The organism is Paraburkholderia saeva (genome assembly GCF_907164555.1).
GTDB classification, from domain to species: Bacteria; Pseudomonadota; Gammaproteobacteria; order Burkholderiales; family Burkholderiaceae; genus Paraburkholderia; species Paraburkholderia saeva.
This window is the reverse complement of the sequence record NZ_CAJQZC010000002.1, coordinates 87481-106457: the sequence shown is the minus strand read 5'-3', so window position 1 is coordinate 106457 and position 18977 is coordinate 87481. Positions and strand designations below refer to the sequence as shown.

The 18977-nt window shown below is 63.8% G+C and carries 16 protein-coding genes and 1 tRNA gene; 14 read left to right on the top strand and 3 right to left on the bottom strand.

Annotated features, from left to right (window positions below; translation table 11 throughout):
• Positions 1–37: 37 nt before the first annotated feature.
• Complete coding sequence (gene lolA / locus LPA36_RS04640) at positions 38–763, top strand: outer membrane lipoprotein chaperone LolA (RefSeq protein WP_228874975.1); 726 nt, start codon at positions 38–40, stop codon at positions 761–763.
• Here lolA and LPA36_RS04635 read toward each other — a convergent pair.
• Positions 760–1698, bottom strand: coding sequence for a LysR family transcriptional regulator (locus LPA36_RS04635; RefSeq protein WP_228874974.1), 939 nt, complete (start codon positions 1696–1698; stop codon positions 760–762). The genes lolA and LPA36_RS04635 overlap by 4 nt on opposite strands.
• A 195-nt stretch (positions 1699–1893) precedes the next feature.
• On the opposite strand from LPA36_RS04635, the gene speB reads away from it, so the two are divergent.
• Entirely contained in the window at positions 1894–2886 is a 993-nt protein-coding gene (speB, locus tag LPA36_RS04630; protein ID WP_228874973.1) for an agmatinase, read from the top strand.
• Positions 2887–2939: 53 nt separating this feature from the next.
• Here speB and cytX read toward each other — a convergent pair whose 3' ends face one another.
• On the bottom strand, positions 2940–4256 hold the full coding sequence (gene cytX, locus LPA36_RS04625; RefSeq protein WP_228874972.1) for a putative hydroxymethylpyrimidine transporter CytX: 1317 nt from the start codon (positions 4254–4256) through the stop codon (positions 2940–2942).
• Positions 4257–4506: 250 nt separating this feature from the next.
• On the opposite strand from cytX, the gene LPA36_RS04620 reads away from it, so the two are divergent.
• The 11 genes from LPA36_RS04620 (at position 4507) to LPA36_RS04570 (ending at position 15910) form a co-directional block, all read left to right on the top strand.
• Positions 4507–5820 (top strand): replication-associated recombination protein A, encoded by a 1314-nt coding sequence (locus tag LPA36_RS04620; protein WP_228874971.1) that lies wholly within the window; start codon positions 4507–4509, stop codon positions 5818–5820.
• 90 nt (positions 5821–5910) lie between these two features.
• Positions 5911–7209, top strand: a complete 1299-nt coding sequence (gene serS, locus LPA36_RS04615) for a serine--tRNA ligase (protein WP_228874970.1) — start codon at positions 5911–5913, stop codon at positions 7207–7209.
• Positions 7210–7365: 156 nt separating this feature from the next.
• Positions 7366–7456: transfer RNA gene (locus LPA36_RS04610), tRNA-Ser, on the top strand.
• A gap of 218 nt (positions 7457–7674) precedes the next feature.
• Positions 7675–10029, top strand: coding sequence for a bifunctional diguanylate cyclase/phosphodiesterase (locus LPA36_RS04605; protein WP_228875611.1), 2355 nt, complete (start codon positions 7675–7677; stop codon positions 10027–10029).
• 99 nt (positions 10030–10128) lie between these two features.
• Positions 10129–11232, top strand: coding sequence for a DUF2817 domain-containing protein (locus LPA36_RS04600; protein ID WP_228874969.1), 1104 nt, complete (start codon positions 10129–10131; stop codon positions 11230–11232).
• Positions 11233–11643: 411 nt separating this feature from the next.
• Positions 11644–12429 (top strand): type I methionyl aminopeptidase, encoded by a 786-nt coding sequence (map, locus tag LPA36_RS04595; protein WP_228874968.1) that lies wholly within the window; start codon positions 11644–11646, stop codon positions 12427–12429.
• 119 nt (positions 12430–12548) lie between these two features.
• A complete protein-coding gene (locus LPA36_RS04590; protein ID WP_228874967.1) occupies positions 12549–13082 on the top strand; it encodes a GNAT family N-acetyltransferase in 534 nt (177 codons plus the stop codon).
• 161 nt (positions 13083–13243) lie between these two features.
• Complete coding sequence (minC, locus tag LPA36_RS04585; RefSeq protein ID WP_228874966.1) at positions 13244–14056, top strand: septum site-determining protein MinC; 813 nt, start codon at positions 13244–13246, stop codon at positions 14054–14056.
• A gap of 103 nt (positions 14057–14159) precedes the next feature.
• The gene (gene minD, locus LPA36_RS04580) at positions 14160–14975 is read left to right on the top strand and encodes a septum site-determining protein MinD (RefSeq protein ID WP_228874965.1); all 816 of its coding nucleotides are present in this window, start codon (positions 14160–14162) and stop codon (positions 14973–14975) included.
• A 14-nt stretch (positions 14976–14989) separates the two neighbouring features.
• A complete protein-coding gene (gene minE / locus LPA36_RS04575) occupies positions 14990–15244 on the top strand; it encodes a cell division topological specificity factor MinE (protein ID WP_228874964.1) in 255 nt (84 codons plus the stop codon).
• Between the two features lie 354 nt (positions 15245–15598).
• Complete coding sequence (locus tag LPA36_RS04570) at positions 15599–15910, top strand: hypothetical protein (RefSeq protein WP_228874963.1); 312 nt, start codon at positions 15599–15601, stop codon at positions 15908–15910.
• A 266-nt stretch (positions 15911–16176) separates the two neighbouring features.
• Here LPA36_RS04570 and LPA36_RS04565 read toward each other — a convergent pair whose 3' ends face one another.
• Positions 16177–17568 carry a chloride channel protein gene (locus LPA36_RS04565; RefSeq protein ID WP_228874962.1) on the bottom strand — a complete coding sequence of 464 codons (1392 nt, stop codon included), beginning with the start codon at positions 17566–17568 and terminating at the stop codon, positions 16177–16179.
• A gap of 249 nt (positions 17569–17817) precedes the next feature.
• On the opposite strand from LPA36_RS04565, the gene waaC reads away from it, so the two are divergent.
• Positions 17818–18828, top strand: a complete 1011-nt coding sequence (waaC, locus tag LPA36_RS04560; protein WP_228874961.1) for a lipopolysaccharide heptosyltransferase I — start codon at positions 17818–17820, stop codon at positions 18826–18828.
• Positions 18829–18977 lie beyond the last annotated feature (149 nt).

Here is an 18977-nt window from a genome sequence, read left to right as displayed (position 1 = left end):
GCGGCCGCAGCGACACATTCCTTCCATGGAGAAAGACATGCAGCAACCTGTCGGGCTAAATGCCCGTGTTTCCCGTTTCGCTTTCGCTCAAGTGGCGCGTTCGCTGGCTCGCGTCGCGGCGGGTGTCGTGGTGGGCGCGTCGATGCTGTTCGCGTCGCAGGCGTTTGCGAGCGGAACGGAGCAGCTGAAGGCGTTCGTGTCGCAGGTGCATGCGGCGCGCGGCACGTTCGTGCAGCGCGAGGTGAAGGCGCCGGGCAATGCGCAGGGCGCAAGCGGTGCGATGTCGACGACGTCGAAGGCGGGCGGCACATCGAGCGGCACGTTCCTGTTCGCGCGGCCGGGCAAGTTCATCTGGGCGTACGAGAAGCCGTATGAACAGTTGCTGCAGGCCGACGGTGACAAGCTCTACGTCTACGACAAGGACCTGAACCAGGTCACGGTGCGCACGCTGGGCGGCGCGCTCGGCGCAAGCCCGGCGGCGATCCTCTTCGGCAGCAACGATCTCGACAAGAACTTCACGCTGCACGACGCGGGCGTGAAAGATGGTATCGACTGGCTCGAACTCACGCCGAAGTCGAAGGACACGCAGTTTCAGCGCGTCGGCATTGGCTTTCGCAACGGCAATCTGGAAGCGATGGAACTGCACGACGTGTTCGGCAACGTCACGCTGCTGACGTTCTCGAACATCCAGAAGAATCCGCCGCTCACGCCTAACCAGTTCAAGTTCACCGTGCCGAAGGGCGCGGATGTGATCAACGGTTAGGCGTTTCCGCCCGTTTCGTTTGCGGCGTTTACTTCGCCCGGCGGATGGACGGCCTTCATGTCGTCGATGAATGCCTCGACGATATCCGTGCGGTGCTGCCGCGCACGCGTGACCATCTGGAACGTGACGCGGTAGCGCATCGACTGCGGATTCAGCGCGGCGAGCAGACCCGCCTTCAGATACGGCGCGGCGTAGTGCTCCGGCAGATAGCCGAGATGGCAGCCGGAGAGCACGAGCATCGCGACCGCCTCCATGTTGTCGGCCACGGCGGTGACGTTCTGCGCGGCCGTCGAACTTCCAGCCTCAGGTAGTGGATAGCTGCGCCACGCCCATGCGTGTTGCGCGGCTTCGGCCGGGTCGACAGTGCCCGCCGTGGCGAAGAGCGGGTGATCCTTCGCGCAATACGCGAACTGGTCTTCCGCGAAAATCTCCGTGTATTCGAGCGACGGTACCCGGTGCCAGAAGTAGCCGATGCCGACCTGAATGCGCTCGCTTAGCAACAGCTCTTCAAGCTCCCCCGGCGAGCGCACGAGAATGGAGAACCGCACGGACTCGTCGCGTGCGCGAAAGCGGCGGATCGCTTCGCTGATCCGTGCGCTCGCCGACACCGGCGTGTGGCCGATCATGCCGATTCCCAGCGTGCCAACCAGCTTTCTTCCGACGTTGCGCGCCTGCATCCCGAACGTATCCATCGCCGAAAGCAGCGTGCGCGCGGCGTCCACGAACTGTTCGCCGCGCGCGGTCAGCGCGAATCCGCCGCGCCCGCGCTCGCATAGCCGGTATCCCAGGCGCGTTTCGAGCGTGGCGAGTTGGGTGCTGATCGTCGACTGGCCGATGTTGAGCGTCGCCTGCGCGGCCGTGACGCCGCCGGCGTCGACGATGGCCAGAAACACGCGAATCAGCCGTAGATCGAGGTCGGTCAGTTGGGAGAACATGGCGTTGTGCACCGTGGCGCGAAGGTAGGGCAGGGAAACATCGATGCCGATGAATGTGAAGTTTATTCTGTTCGCATTTTATCTTCGCGAAAAGTGCACAAGAATGAGAATTCAAACGGGTTCTGGATTGATCGGGATTACCCCATGTAAGCCAGCCCCTTCCGCAAGATCCGCATCTTTTATGGGCGAGCCACGATGAAACCTTCAGCCTTCGTTTTTCCCGACGCCAACGCCGAACATCCGCAACCGCTTTCGGGCAACCAGATGGCCCGCTGCGGCGGCATCACGACGATGATGCGGCTACCATACGTCGAATCGGCTGAAGGGCTGGACGCGTGCTTTGTCGGCGTGCCGTTCGACCTCGGGACGTCGAACCGGACGGGCGCGCGTTTCGGCCCGCGCCAGATCCGCTCGGAATCGGTCCTGCTTCGCCCGTACAACATGGCGACGCGTGCAGCGCCGTTCGATTCGCTGCGCGTAGCCGATATCGGTGACGTGGCGATCAATCCGTACAACCTGCTCGATTCGATCGCACGCATCGAGACCGCCTACGACGAAATTCTTCAGCACGGCGCAAAGCCGGTCACGCTAGGCGGCGATCACACGATCGCGCTGCCGATCCTGCGCGCGATTCACCGCAAGCACGGCAAGGTCGGCCTGATTCACGTCGACGCGCACGCAGACGTCAACGACACGATGATGGGCGAGAAGATCGCCCACGGCACGCCGTTTCGCCGCGCGGTGGAAGAGGGGCTGCTGGACACGTCGCGTGTTGTGCAGATCGGCCTGCGTGGCACCGGCTATGCAGCGGAAGACTTCGACTGGTGCCGCGATCAGGGCTTCGAAGTCGTACAGGCCGAAGCGTGCTGGAACCAGTCGCTGGCACCCTTGATGAAGCGTGTGCGTGAGCGCATGGGCGACGGCCCGGTGTACATCACGTTCGATATCGACGGTATCGATCCGGCGTTTGCGCCGGGTACGGGCACGCCCGAGATCGCCGGGCTGACGGTGCCGCAGGCGCTCGAAATCATCCGCGGATCGCATGGGCTGAACATCGTCGGCTGCGATCTGGTGGAAGTCGCGCCTCCGTACGATCCGTTCGGCACGACCGCCTTGCTCGGTGCGAATCTGGCGTATGAACTGCTGTGCGTGCTGCCAGGCGTCGAGTATCGACCGGCGTCGCGCTAAGCTGTAAAAGCCGAGTGGCCCGCGATGTCTCACGACAGGCGGGCCATTTGCATTTACGCGTACGCTTCGCGCCGCCCGGACACGAACGCGAGATAACACAGCGCGCCGACCGCGAGCGCCGGCAGTGTAGCGCCGAGATTCGGCAGCCATTGGTTGATCGCCTGATAGGCCACGATGCCGATCGCCCACGCGATGAACGCGCTGACGTGCCAGCCGCCCGAGAAACCGTAGCGCCCGCGCACGTCGCCGATCACCGCCGCATCGATACGACGTTTGCGGACGATGAAGTGATCCACCAGCACCACGCCGAAGAGCGGCGCGAATACCGAGCCGATCAGCAGCAGGAAGTTCTGGTACTTCGCCATCGGCACCGCCAGCGCGATCACCGTGCAGACCAGACCGAACGAAGCCGACAGCAGCGGCACGCCCATGCGGGTCCAGAACGTACCGGTCGACACGGCCGCAGAGTGGATATCGGCAAACGCGTTGTCGATTTCGTCGATCAGGATCAGCAGCAGTGCGAGACCGCCGCCGGCCTGGGCGAGCGCCGTGGTCAGCAGGGTGTCGCCGCCGCCGGCAGCCAGGCCATAGATCGCGCCGAGCGCATAGAACCAGATGTTCGCGATGCCGTAGCCGAGTAGCGTGCCGCGAAACGTCTCGCCCGCGCGACGGCCAAAGCGCGTGTAATCCGCGATCAGCGGCAACCACGAAAGCGGCATGGCGACGACCAGATCGATCGCGCCGCCAAACGGCATTTCACCCGTGCCGGGACGCTGCATCAGCGCGGCGAGATCGTGCTTTGCGAGCACGTTCCACGTGAGCCACACTGCGCCCGCGAGTAACAGCCAGATGCCCCAGGTGCGCAAAAAGCGCCGCACGAACGAAAGTGGCCCGCTGATCGCGAGCAGCGTGGCCAGTACGCCGAAGATCACCGTCCAGATGAGCGGCATCGAAAGACCGAACGACTGTTTGGCGAGCGCATCGGCGGAATCGCGCATCACGATGATTTCGAACGCCCCCCAGCCGACCAGCTGCACCGCGTTGAGCACGGCCGGCACCGAGGCGCCACGTACGCCGAGCGTAGGCCGCAGCGACGACATGGCCGCGAGCCCCGTATCCGTGCCGATCACGCCGGCCAGCGCCAGCAGCACGACGCCGATCACGCTGCCGATGACGATCGCTGCCAGCGCATGCGGCAGCGACAGGCCTGGCACGAGCAGTGCGCCCGCCTGCGCCACCAGCAGACCGATGCCGAGCGAGAACCACAGCGCGAACGCGTCGCTGGTGCGAAACGCGCGTCGCGAGTCGGGCACCGGTGTAAGCGGAGCGTAAGTAGAACCGGCTTCGCCGGAGACTGGATCGTTTGCCATCTAAAGGTGTCCCTGTGTGTTGCTGATTTATCTTGATGCGGCGAGGCAACATGCGCCCCGGTTCCGGAGAGCACGACCGCATGACCGCATTGTGCCGCGTGTCGGCAGCGCTGTGACCCTGGCCGGATGGTTAACGTCGCGTGCCCGCATCTCGCCACGGTCTGCCGGCTGTCATAATGCAGGATCGTGAAGGCGCGCCACCCGCGCACGCACCTTGCTGTACCGAATGCGAGATTATCCACAAAACGCCATGTTTGAAGAAACCCGTGCCAACGTGCCACTTGCCGAGCGGCTGCGCCCCCGCACTGTCGACGAAGTGATCGGACAGAAGCACCTGCTCGGTCCGAACAAGCCGCTGCGTGTCGCGTTCGAATCGGGCGAGGCGCATTCCATGATCCTCTGGGGCCCGCCCGGCGTCGGCAAAACCACGCTCGCGCGCCTCATGGCCGCCGCATTTCATGCGGAGTTCATCGCGCTGTCGGCGGTGCTTTCGGGCGTGAAGGATATCCGCGAGGCCGTCGAAACCGCACAGGTGCATCGCGCGCACGGCCACCAGACACTGGTGTTCGTCGACGAGGTTCACCGCTTCAACAAGAGCCAGCAGGATGCGTTTCTTCCGCACGTCGAGTCGGGGCTGTTCGTGTTCGTCGGCGCGACGACCGAGAACCCGTCGTTCGAGGTGAACAGCGCGTTGCTGTCGCGGGCCGCTGTCTACGTGCTGAAAAGCCTGGACGACGACGAGCAGCGCGAACTGCTCGATCGCGCGCAGAAGGAACTCGGCGGCCTCACGTTCACGGACGAAGCGCGCGACGCGCTGATCGGCTCCGCCGACGGCGACGGACGCAAGCTGCTGAACAACCTGGAAATCGTCGCGCGGGCCGCCGTGCAGCAGAAGACGACGGAAATCGACGGCGCGTTGCTCGGCAGTGCGCTCACCGAAAACCTGCGCCGCTTCGACAAGGGCGGCGACGCGTTTTACGACCAGATCAGCGCGCTGCATAAATCCGTGCGCGGCAGCAATCCGGACGGCGCGCTGTACTGGTTCTGCCGCATGCTCGACGGCGGCGCGGACGCGCGTTATCTCGCGCGGCGCATCGTGCGCATGGCGTGGGAGGACATCGGCCTCGCCGACCCGCGCGCCGCGCGCATCGCGCTCGACGCTGCCGAAACCTACGAGCGTCTCGGCACACCCGAAGGCGAGCTCGCGCTCGCGCAGGCGATCATCTATCTTGCAGTCGCGCCGAAGTCGAACGCGGGCTACATGGCGTACAACGAGGCGCGTCGGTTCGTCGGGAAGGACCAGTCGCGCGGCGTGCCGGTGCATCTGCGTAACGCGCCGACGAAGTTGATGAAAGAGCTTGGCTACGGCCACGACTATCGCTACGCGCACGACGAGCCCGACGCGTACGCAGCCGGCGAAACCTATCTGCCCGATGGCATGCGCGAGCCGCACTGGTACGAACCGACGCCGCGCGGTCTCGAAGGCAGGATCGCCGACAAGATGAACCGTCTGCGTGAGCTCGATGCGCAATGGCGCAGCGAGAACAGGCAGAAGAAAGATTGATCGCGCGCACAACGCCGCGCCGCGCGGCTGATCCGCTGGCCGGTTGCGCTAAAATCGCACCTTCACACAACGAATACCCGCCCCAATCCCATGCTCGACATCCAGCTGCTGCGTAAAGACCTCGACGGCGTCGCGAAACGCCTCGCCGACCGCGGCTACACCCTCGACGTGGCGGCGTTCTCCGCACTCGAAGCCGAACGCCGCGCCACCCAGACCCGTACCGAAGAGCTGCAGGCCCGCCGTAACAGCCTGTCGAAGCAGATCGGCGGCATGAAGGGGCGAGGCGAGGATACGTCGGCCGTGATGGCCGAAGTGGGCGGACTGGGCGACGAGATGAAGGCGTCGGCGGCGCAGCTGGAAGATATCCAGAAGCGTCTGTCGGACCTGCTGCTGGGCGTGCCGAACCTGCCGCACGAAAGCGTGCCGGCCGGCCGTGACGAGACGGAAAACGTCGAAGTGCGCCGCTGGGGCACGCCGCGTCAGTTTGAGTTCGAGGTGAAGGATCACGTTGATGTCGGCACGCCGCTCGGCCTCGATTTCGAAACGGGCGCGAAGCTCTCGGGCGCGCGCTTCACGCTGCTGCGCGGGCAGATCGCACGTCTGCATCGTGCGCTTGCGCAGTTCATGATTGACACGCACACGGAGCATCACGGCTACACCGAGGTGTACACGCCGTACATCGTCAATCCGGAAATCCTGTACGGCACCGGCCAGTTGCCGAAATTCGCCGACGACATGTTCCGTGTCGAGAAGGGCGGCGGTGAGAACACGATCACGCAGTACCTGATTTCGACGTCGGAGATTTCGCTGACGAACACGGTGCGCGACAGCATCCTCGATGAAGTCGCGTTGCCCATCAAGCTCACCGCGCATTCACCGTGTTTTCGCTCAGAAGCCGGATCGTACGGCCGCGACACGCGCGGCCTGATTCGCCAGCATCAGTTCGACAAGGTCGAGATGGTGCAGATCGTCACGCCCGAAACGTCGTATGACGCGCTGGAGCAGATGGTCGTGCATGCCGAAACGATCCTGCAGAAGCTTGAACTGCCATATCGCGTGATCACGCTGTGTACGGGCGACATGGGTTTCTCGGCGACGAAGACGTACGACCTCGAAGTGTGGGTGCCGGCGCAGAACACGTATCGCGAGATTTCGAGCTGCTCGAACACTGAAGCGTTCCAGGCGCGCCGCATGCAGGCGCGCTATCGCAACGCGCAGGGCAAACCGGAACTCGTGCACACACTGAACGGTTCTGGCCTCGCGGTTGGCCGTACGCTTGTCGCCGTGCTTGAGAATTTCCAGAACGCAGATGGCTCGGTGACGGTGCCGGCGACGCTGCGTCCGTATCTGGGAGGAGTCGAGCGTCTGGCAGTGCCTGCCGCGGGTTGAGTAAAGGGCGCCGGGCAGGATTGCGTCGGGCCTTTGCGAGTTTTTGCAAAAAGGGGCTTGGAAAGCGGTTTCAACTGTTCTATAATCTTCGCTTCCCCAAGCAGCGACCCGCTTGAGGACTGACGCAAAAGCCAAAATTCAAGCGTCAACAATGCCGGAAAGGTGGCAGAGTGGTCGAATGCGCCGGACTCGAAATCCGGTGTACAGTTATGCTGTACCGTGGGTTCGAATCCCACCCTTTCCGCCAGAATCCAGAAAACCCCGCATGACGAAAGTCATGCGGGGTTTTTGTTTTTGCCGGGCAGTTTTTTTTGATGCACCACAATGCTCCTGCGCGCTATTACGTGCCGGCGGAGCACCGCTACGTTGTGTCGTCGCGCCTCACAGGCTGATCCGCTCAACCCAGGCGATTTTTTGCCGTTAACCAATGGCAAAGTGACCGGAGCCGGCCTGATTCTCATCGATATGCTTTCCTCCACCACGCGACAGACTACTGATGCCGGCTTCCGTCGCCGGTTTCATCAGCGCTCGCTTGAACATCAGCGTTCGCTCTCCGCGATCACGATGGCGTTTGCCGTCGTGGCGTACCTGTCGTTTGTCGCGACGCGCAGTTTCGTCGAGGGTCCGGCGATCGGGTTGCAGCACCGGTTCGCCTGCGGGCTGTGTCTCGCGCTCCTCGCCATGGCGATGCCCCGCGTGAAGACCACATGGGTGTTTGGCGCGATCAGCGTTGCTTTCACGCTGATGCTGCAGGTGGGCATCGGGCTCAACGTCATCGGTCTCACGTCGCCGCTGCTGTGGACACTCCCCGCGATGGTGATGGTCGTGATGGGCGCCGCGCCGCTTTGGCTGACCCCCACGCATTTCCTCATCGGCACCGTCGTGTTCTACGCGACCGGGCTGCCAGTCATGCTGGACATACACCCGACGCACGACGGCGCACATCTCGTCTGCTGGATGTGGATCGCGATCAGCTTTTCGTCGGCGGCAGTTTTTCACGGCTGTTTCTACTGGTTTCGACGCAATCACTTCCTGCTCGAAGACCGCCTCGTGCAACTCGCCGCCACCGATCCGTTGACGGGCCTGCAAAACCGCCGCGCGTTCAAGGAAGGCGCGGAGAAACTGCTGTCGACGGCCAGCGACGATGCGAAATTCAGCGCGATCTTCGTCGATATCGATTACTTCAAGTCGCTGAACGACCGCTTCGGCCACGCACTCGGCGACCAGATGCTCCATGAGGTCGCGCAGCTCCTGAAAGCGCATACCAGTGTGGACAACAACGTCAGCCGCATCGGTGGCGAGGAGTTCGCGTTGCTGCAGCGGGGCGGGTTGCGCAGCGCGGTCGGCTTCGCGGAGACGCTGCGCATCGCGATCTCGGGCATCGCGCGTCCGGACGGTGCGTTGACGGCCAGTTTCGGCGTCGCGGAATATCGCGTGGGCGAAGGCTTCATGTCGCTGCTTGATCGCGCCGACGAAGCGCTGCTGCGCGCGAAGCACTCGGGCCGCAATCGCGTGTGCGCCGAACGGGCCGTGTCGGCCGACGCCGCGCGGCTCAAGCCGCTCGAGTCGCCCGCGAGCGACGCGCACCCAGGCGGCGAGTCGCCGTGCGAGCCAGTCCGCCAGCCGTGGGACGATCACTATCTGAGCTCGCATTTCCAGCCGCTCTACAGTCTGTCGCATCAGAAGCAGGTCGGTTTCGAGGCGCTGCTGCGCGGCGAGCGCGACGACGGGTCGCTCATCCCGCCGGCGATCCTCTTCGCACCGAAACCGTTTACGAGCGAGAACGATCTGGATCGCGTGAGTCACGCGCTGCATCTTGCCAATGCCGCACGCGTGATTCCCGGCGACGCGTGGGTGTTCCTCAACATCCTGCCGGCATCGTTTGTCGCGGAAGGCTACGCGGACCAGCTCGCCGACGTTGCCCGTTCTGTTGGACTGAGCCCCGGGCGCGTCGTGCTCGAGTTGCTGGAGTCGCACGGCGGCAGCGTCGACGCGCTGTCGCGCGCGGCGACACAGTACCGCGAACACGGTTTTCTGATCGCGGTCGACGACTTCGGTGCCGGCCATTCGAACCTCGATCGCCTGTTCCAGATCCGTCCGGATCTTGTGAAGCTCGACGGCGAACTGATCCGCGCGACGAGCCCCGGCGCGCAGCAGCCGATCCTGCCGAAGCTGGTTTCGCTGCTGCATCAGGCGGGCATGCTGGTCGTGGTCGAAGGTGTGGAAACCACCGACGAGCTGATTCTTGCCGTCGAATCGAACGTGGACTTCGCGCAGGGCTATCTGCTTGGCCGGCCTGCCGCGACGATCACGCCGCCGGAGCCGGTGAACCGCCGCATCGACCACGCGTTCGACGTGATCGCCGAAGGCCGTACGCATCAGCATGCGCTGTTCGAATCGGAGCTTCATCCGTACCGGCTCGCGCTTGACCTGGCCGCGCAGGCCTACTCGGGCGGCGTGCCGCTCGAAGATGCGTTCGCGCCGCTCGCGACGCTCGAACTGTGCATCAGCTGTTTCATTCTCGACGAAAGCGGCCGTCAGGTCGGGCTTGAGGTGAACGGGATGGCGTCGATGAAAGCGGGCGATTCGCTGCAGCCGGTCGCCAATCCGCGCGACGCGCGGTGGGATCACCGGCCGTATTTCAGGAACGCGGTGCTGCGCCCGGGCGTTACGGTGACGAGCAGCCCGTATCTCTCGCTCGCAAGCGGCCGGCCGTGCATCGCCGTGACCATCGCGGTGCCGACTGAGCACGGGCGTTGCGTCGTGGGCGTCGAACTCGACTGGTCGCTCGACCGGCTGCCCTGGCCGGCGTCAGACTGACGGCGTCCGCGGCCCGCGGGCAGGCCCTTGCTGCAAACGCTCGCTTTCGTGCGCCGCGCGCGGCATCATTTCGTTTTCGCCTACGTTTCAGGATCTGTCATGACTTCCGCTTTCATCGAATCTCCCAGCTATGAAGACCAGCGCCAGCGCTTTCTGAAGGCGGTGGCCGAGGCGGGCGGCCAGCACTTCGAATATCCGCATCCGCTGAAAGGGCCGCGCGGCGAAGCGCTTGCCACCGATGTCGCGGTGCTCGGCGATCGCAACGCGCCGAATCGTCTCGTCGCGATTTCGGGCACGCATGGCATCGAAGGCTATTACGGTTCGGAATGCCAGATCCGCCTGCTGCACGATCTGCGTGGCCGCGATCTGCCGAAGGATGTCTCCGTTGTGCTCGTGCACCTCGTCAATCCGTGGGGCACGGCATGGATGCGTCGCGTGAATGAAGACAACGTCGACGTGAATCGCAACTACGTCAACTTCGACCGCCCGCTGCCTTCGAACGCCGCGTACGAAACGCTGCACGAAATCTATCTGGCGAAAGACCTCGACGGCCCGGGCCGTCGCGCAGCCGACGAACTGTTCGCGACGCACGAGCGCAATCTCGGCCACACGCCGATGATGAACATCGTCGAAGCAGGCCAGTATGTGCACAGCGATGGTCTTTTCTTTGGCGGCAAAACCGCCACGTGGACCAACCGCACCGTGCGCAAGATCATGGCGGAACACGTCGCAGGCGCCCGCACGGCGATGAGCTTCGACCTGCATACGGGCGCGGGTCCGTTCGGCTATCCGCTGCTGATGACGATCGCCGAGCGCAGCTACCCGGCGCACGCGATGGCGCAATCGGTCTACGGCCCGTGGCTTCGCACCATCATCACCGCTACCGACGCCACGTCCGACACCGGCATCGCAGCCACTGCAACCGGCTACACGTCGCAGGCGCTGCTCGACCAGTTGCACGACGTGAACCTGATGCAGTTCGTCATTGAATGCGGGACGTACGATGGTCATGTCGGTCACGCGATCCTGCGCGACGATCACTGGCTGCATCTGCGTGGCGATCCGTTCGACGCCACCGGCCGCAAGATCAAGACTGCGATTCTCGAGCAGTTCTATCCCGCCGACGCCGACTGGCGCGAACTCACCGGCCTGCGCACGCAGCAGGTCTGGAAGCACGCGCTGGAAAAGCTCGCGCAAATGTAGGTGCACGCCGGGCGGCGGTGGCGTCGCGACGCCCGGGCGGGAGCTTCTCCGCCTGGCCGCTTCGCTTCTCAAGTCAGCGGGCTACGACACCGGCTGTCGTTGCAGCAGGTGTGTCTGGATGCCCGCGTTTAAATGAAGCAAGATCTTCCCGCGCGCGCACGCCGTCAATAAATATTCCGGATACCTGATTGATCGTGCGTTTCGCGGATGTACAATATGCTGTACAACGTTTCGCGAAGCGGCCGCGCCGGTGCGGCACGCGCATCCTCTGTACAATTGGCCGATCGACAACCTGGGCGGCGGCGTTTTCAGGTCAGGTCTGCCGGTTGCGACGGCGCCGCGAGCGCGTGGCGCAACGCGCAGGTTCATGACGTGTCCGCTGTCCTGCATTGAACGGAACGCGCACACGATATGGCCATCACTTACAAGACTCCCGACGACATCGCCCGGCTGCGCATTTCAGGCCGTCTCGCGGCGGATGTTCTCGCGATGATCGGCGAACACGTGAAGCCCGGCGTGTCTACGGATCACCTCGACGCGCTCTGCAACGACTTCATCGTCAACACGCTGAAGGTTGTTCCCGCCAACATCGGCTACATGGGTTTTCCGAAGACGGTCTGCACGTCGGTCAATTCGGTCGTGTGCCACGGCATTCCAGACCGCGGCGAAGTGCTGAAAGATGGCGACATCATCAACATCGACGTCGCCATCATCAAGGACGGCTATTTCGGCGACACGAGCCGCATGTACTGCGTCGGCGAGCCGAGCCCGGTCGCGCGTGAGCTGATCGACACCACCTACGCCGCGATGATCGCGGGTATTCGTCAGGTGAAGCCGGGCGCGACGCTCGGCGACGTCGGCCATGCGATCCAGCAGACCGCACAGCGCAAGGGCTTCTCGATCGTGCGCGACTACTGCGGGCACGGCATCGGCAAGGTCTATCACGAAGACCCGCAGGTGCTGCATTACGGCCAGCCGGGGCAGGGCATGCGCCTGAAGCCGGGCATGGTGTTCACGATCGAGCCGATGGTCAACGCGGGCCGCGCCGGCACCACCGTGATGCGCGACGGCTGGACCGTGGTCACGAAGGATCGCTCCCTCTCGGCACAATGGGAGCATATGATCGCCGTCACTGACGACGGCTTCGAACTGCTGACTCCCTGGCCAGATGGCACGGGCGCATACGAGGCGCCCTGAGCGGACATCGCCTGCCTGCATTTACGCCGGCCGCCGTGCACGTCGTAAAAATAAGGATTTGACTCGCGCGCCGGTTCGGTTAAAGCTACGCGTTAGCGCTCCAAGGGGTTTTCGTCTGCATGAGTCCGTCACTGACCGTTCGCCGTATTGCTGCCGACCAGGGCGCCGTCTTCCGCGAGCTTCGTACCGCGTCGCTGCGTGAAGCGCCCTACGCATTCGGGGAAACGCTCGAAGACGCACTCCTTGCCGACGCCACCTCGTTCGACACCACGGCGGCCCACCACGCGTGCTCCGACGACACCACTTCCTTCATTCTCTATACGGAAGGCCATCCGGCCGGTCTGATCGGCGCGTGTTTCGAGGAATCGGCGTTGCATCGTGCGTTCGTGAGCGAGCTGTGGGTCGCGCCGGCGGTGCGGCATCTGCGTGGCGGCGAGCTGCTCGTGAACACCGCGAGCGAGTGGCTGGCAAGCCAGGGGGCGCGCGAAATCTACGCGTGGGTGGCCGATTCGAACCGCACGGCGATGCGCTTCTACGAGCGCCTCGGCTTCGGTCCGACCGGCGAGCACACCCGTACGGCCCGCACGGCGGACGCGTGGGAAACCCTGCTCGTACGTCACGTGCCGCCCGCGGCGGAGCCTGCCGCGCCATGATGTATCCGGTGGTGCTGCCGGGCGCCGCCGTTCAGGCTTTATCTCCGTCGCTGCGGCGTTCGCTGCGTCTTTTTTTCTCCCGTCTCGCGTCCTTTATTGCCAAAAAACCTGGCTGTGCGCGTGGACGCCTGTAAAATACGCAAAATTTTTTGCCGAACGCTATGCCGCCCAGGAAATCGCCTTTTTTTGAACTGCGCAGCGGTTCTGTCGACACGCTGCTGTTCGTGGTCAAGACAACCGACCTCGACGCAATCCGTGCCGAGCTGACCCGGCGCTTCGAGGCGACCCCGGAATTCTTCGCCAACGATACCGTCGCGATCGACGTACGCCGGCTTGCCGCCGCAGAACGCGTGCCGCTCGCCGATATCGCGCAGATGCTCGACAGCGTGCGCATGCGCCCGGTCGGTATCGTCGCGGATGCTGCGCAACAGACGTGGGCTGCCGGTGCCGGCCTGCCGTTCCTCGAGGCGCGCGATCGTCGCGGTGTCGCGTCGAAGGGCGACAGCGAAGCCTCGGGCGAGGCCGAAAGCGATGCGCAGGCTGCGTCGGGCGCAGCCGAAACGGTTGCCGCAGCGGCCGCCGAAGCCGCAGCGGCGTCGGCCACGCATTCTGCCGAACCGGTGAGGGTGGCGACGTCGGCGCAGACGCTGGTGATCGAAAAGCCGTTACGTTCGGGCCAGCGGATTTACGCGAAGGGTGATCTCGTTGTGCTGGGCCTCGTGAGCTACGGCGCGGAAGTGATCGCGGAAGGCAATATCCATATCTATGCGCCGTTGCGCGGTCGGGCACTCGCCGGCGTGCAGGGCAACCACGACGCGCGCATTTTCTGCACGTGTCTCGAGCCGGAGCTCATTTCGATCGCGGGCATCTACCGCACGACCGAGAACCCGCTGCCCGCGGATGTGCTGGGCAAGGCGGTGCAGATCCGGCTCGACGAAGAAAAGCTGATGATCGAACCGTTGCGGCTGACCTGAAAGGCGGGTGCGTGCGCGGCGTTGTCATCGCGCACTGCTGGCCCGGTCGCCGCCGGACTTACACAAGAATCTGAACGTATTTGACGGACACAAGGTAAGGGTTATGGCAAAAATCATTGTGGTGACTTCGGGCAAGGGTGGTGTGGGCAAGACGACCACGAGCGCGAGTTTTGCATCGGCCCTCGCGCTGCGCGGCAGCAAGACCGCCGTGATCGACTTCGACGTCGGTCTGCGTAACCTCGACCTGATCATGGGGTGCGAGCGCCGCGTGGTGTACGACCTCATCAACGTGATCCAGGGTGAAGCGAACCTGAACCAGGCGCTCATCAAGGACAAGAAGTGCGAACACCTGTTCATCCTGCCGGCTTCGCAGACGCGCGACAAAGACGCGCTCACGATGGAAGGCGTCGAGAAGATCATCAACGATCTGATCGCGATGGACTTCGAATACATCGTGTGCGATTCGCCGGCCGGTATCGAATCGGGCGCGCTGCTCGCGATGCACTTCGCCGACGAAGCGCTGATCGTGACGAACCCCGAAGTGTCGTCGGTGCGTGACTCGGACCGTATTCTCGGCATTCTTTCTTCGAAGACGAAGCGCGCCATCGAAGGCAAGGAGCCGATCAAGGAGCATCTGCTCATCACCCGCTACAACCCGAAGCGCGTGAGCGAAGGCGAAATGCTGTCGCTCACCGACATCCAGGAAATCCTGCGCATCGACCTGATCGGCGTGATTCCGGAATCGGAAGCGGTGCTGCATGCGTCGAACCAGGGTCTGCCGGCCGTGCACCTCGACGGTACCGATGTAGCGGAAGCCTACAAAGACGTGGTGTCGCGTTTCCTCGGCGAACAGAAGTCGCTTCGCTTTACCGATTACCAGAAGCCGGGCCTGCTGCAGCGCCTCTTCGGCACCAAGTAAGGGGAGCGCACGTCATGTCGATTCTCAAGTTTTTGCTGGGCGAGAAAAAACGATCCGCTTCGGTCGCGAAAGAACGCCTGCAGCTGATCATCGCGCACGAGCGCGCCGGGGGCCATGCGCCCGCGGATTATCTGCCGGCGTTGCAACGCGAACTCGTCGCGGTCATCTCGAAGTACGTCAAGATTTCCGACGACGATATTCGCGTGAGCCTCGAGCGTCAGGATGACCTCGAAGTGCTCGAAGTGAAGATCGAGATTCCCCAGGCTTGATCTGATGGCAGGTTGAACGGCAGGCCCGTTCTCCGGCCTCGCTGGTTTGTTGTTCTGTTGCGCTGCGCGCGTTCCGTATCGTCGGGCGACGCGTGGCGTATCAATCGCCGCTGGCCTTCATGTGGCCCGTGCGCTTCTCAGATTTTCCGCGTTTTCCTCTTGTATGTCGCCAGTCTCGCGGCATGGCTAGTGCTGCCTGCCCCTCGCGTGCGTGCGCTTCGATGTCTGTTGCCGGCATCGAAATATCCCGTTGCATTTCGGGCATCGCAGTAACAACGCGGATGTCAGCGAATCGGGTCGCTCGCGCATTGAACCGGTATCGCCATCAGTGGCATTTTCGACCCAGGGAGAACCATGAAAACGTCCCTACGTCTTTTCATTGCGCAGGCTGCGCTCGTTGCTGCTGGAGCATGCGTCGTGGCGTCAGCGTCGGCTGCGGAAGTGGTGATCTACGCGCCCACTGCGCCGCCAGCCGTGCGCTACGAGCCGGCGCCGGCACCGCGTGCGGGCTATGTATGGGATCACGGTCACTGGCGTTACGAACGTGGCCACTACGTGTGGATCGCGGGCCACTGGCAGGCCGAGCGTGTCGGCTATCACTGGATGCCGGGACACTGGGTCGAGCACGGCCCGAACTGGCGCTGGATCGAAGGTCACTGGGCTTGATCCGCTTCGCCTGAGATGCGCCGGTCGATCGATAGATCGCATCGGCGCATCGATACGAGGCCGTTTATACGGCCAGCGGACACGAGCGCAACGCGCTGTCTCAGGCTGAAAAGCGAGGAGGGCGTGGATAGCGCGAACGTCGTGCGCCCGACGGAGCATCCTGTGAAGAAGAGACGCTGTGCCGTGGCGCTGCTGGCGCTCACGCTGGCCGGTTGCGTGGTTGTGCCCGCGCGGCCGGTGTATTACCGGCCGGCAGCCATTGTCTTTTATTGAGGCGTGTTATCGGCCGGGCGCTCGCCCGCTTCGTCTTCGATGACCACTTCCGGTACTTCGGGGACAGGCGCAGGCGCTGGTCGTGGCAGCGGCGCCATATAGCGCTGCGCGAGCGTTTCATAGAGCGGCGGTGCGAAGAAGCGCGACACGCGGCTCGAAATCAGCGCCGTTGCCATCAACGAGATCACGAGTGCGTGGCCGTTGATCATCTCCATCACGATGACGAACGATGTAATCGGCGACTGCGTGACCGCGGCCAGATAGCCGACCATTGCCAGTGCGATCAACATTTGCAGTTCCATGTTGTCGAACACCATGTGCAGCACGTTACCGAAGCCCGCACCGATGGACAGCGAAGGCGCGAAGATGCCGCCCGGAATGCCCGGGAGATACGAACCGACCATCGACGCCATCTTCAGCAGCGGATAGAACATCGACAGATGTTCGGTGCCGTCCAGCAGGCCCCGCGCTTCGGCGTAGCCGCTACCGAACGTCGTGCCGCCCGAAATCAGCCCGATCACCGCGATCGCGAGCCCGCACATCGCGGCAAACGCGACGGGCCGTTCGCCGTGCAGCCTGCGCAGCGGCGTGGGAATCCAGCGCCCGGTGTTGAGCAGCAGCCAGCAGAAAATGCCGCCCGCGATGCCGGTCACGATGGCGGTCAGCACCACGGCGAGCGCGAGCGCGTCCGGGAAGCGCGCGCCGATCTGGATCGTGCCGAAATAGGTGTAGTTGCCGTTCAGGCCGAGCGCGATCACCCCTGCAATGATGATCGCCGTGATCAGCACGCCGCTTGCGCGCGCCTCGAAGCTACGGGTCAGTTCCTCGATCGCGAAGACAATGCCGGCGAGCGGCGTATTGAACGCCGCCGACAGTCCGGCCGCCGCGCCGGCCAGTACCAGTTGCCGTTCGATATGCCTGTTCGAACGCGGGTAGAGGCGCCGCAGGTTGAACATCAGTGCGGCGCCGACCTGGACGGTCGGCCCTTCGCGGCCGATCGTAAAGCCGCCCAGAATCGCGAGAAACGACACGGCGATCTTGCCGAGCAGAATCCGGAACGTGAGCAGGCGTGAGCCGGTTTCGCCGGTATTCGTGTGCAGGGTGGCAATGACCTGTGGAATGCCGCTACCCTCGGCGCCGCGGAAGAAACGGCGCGTGAGCCATACCGACAATGCGGCGACTGCCGGCGTGACGAGGAGCGGCAGCCACACGTGCCGATGCTGCATCGCGTTGAAGGTCGCGTAGCCCCAGTCGATGAGCCGCGCGTAAAGCACGGCGACGAGACCCACCGCGATCGCGCCGAGCCAGAAAATGCCAAACTGGCGCCACAGGCGTCGCGCGCGTCTCACGACGGTCGAGGTCAGGGGGGGAAGTGCCCGGAGCATGGCGGTTTGTGGAGGCAAAGGTTGGATTATAAGGGTGCGCTACGAGCGCAGGATGAGGGAATCCCGTGTGGCCGTCGCGCGATCCGTGTGAATCCGGTGCGATCCCGATGGCCTTGAGCGGTAACGACTCGTTACAGGGAGTCTGCCGCCACTTCCTGCATTGAAGTCTCAACTTCCGTAGAATGCACGTTTTACATAGGGGAACTGATCTGAAATGGTTCAATCCCTGATAAAAGCGACACATTGCCCATGAAGCGCATCCTGATCGTCAAGGTGACCTCGCTCGGCGACATCATCGAGGCGCAACCCGTGGTCGCCGACATCAAGCGTGCTTTTCCCGGCGTCCAGGTCGACTGGGCCGCCGACGAGATGTTCGCCGACGTCGCCCGCTGGAACACGGGCATCGACCGGGTACTGTGCGCGCCGCTGCGACGCTTCAAGAAGGCGCGCAGTCTCGCGGATTTCCGCTCGATCGCCGCTTCGATCGCCGAGTTGCGTGCTGAGCGTTACGACGTCGTGATCGACATTCACGGTGTCTACAAGAGCGCCATCATCGCGTTCCTGGCGCGCTCGTCGCGCACGCTCGGCTATCGCTCCCAGGATCTCGGCGAGAGTGGCGCCGCGTTCGCCTATACGGGCCGCCTCGCACCGCGCGCCGAAGTCAACGCGTGGCACGGCATGCGCATCAGCGTGGGCGACGCGCTCGGCTTCCAGGTCGAGGGGCCGCCCGTTTTCAATCTGCAGGTGCCAGGCACATCCGGTTCATCGGTGGCGGCAACGGGCGTCGCGCCCGTCGCGATGCTGTTTCACGCGACATCCAAGGACGACAAGAAGCTCCCCGCAACGCACTGGGCCGCGATTGCACGCAACCTGATCGGGCGCGGCTATGTGGTCGAACTGCCGTGGGGATCACCCGCCGAGCGCGTCGAAGCGATCGCGATCGGTGCGCTGGTGCCGGAGGCGACGCTGTTGCCGCCCATGGACGTCACCGAAATCGCGCGGATGATTGACCGGGCTGCACTCGTCGTCGGTGTCGATACGGGTTTCGTGCATCTCGCACACGCGCTGCACAAGCGCGCCATCATGATTTTCGTTTCCACTTCGCGGGAGCACTTCGGCATCGAGGCCCCATTCCGTTCGATTTCCGTTGGCGATGGACTGAGCGTGCCGCCCGTCGACGAAGTGCTGCGCGCCATCGAGTACGTGCATACCGTGCCGGGCGCCGCCGCGGCCGGCGACGCGACAGTGGCGGCAGCCTGAGCCGTTCGCACGACACGGAAATCCGCCGGCGAACTCCTGCTGGAAATCGCCATGATCATTACACGCCTGTTAAAACTGTCGCGCTTTAGCAGCCATGACGTGAGCGCTCCGCCCGTGCAGGCCTGCTGGCATCGGGCTTGCACCTTTTC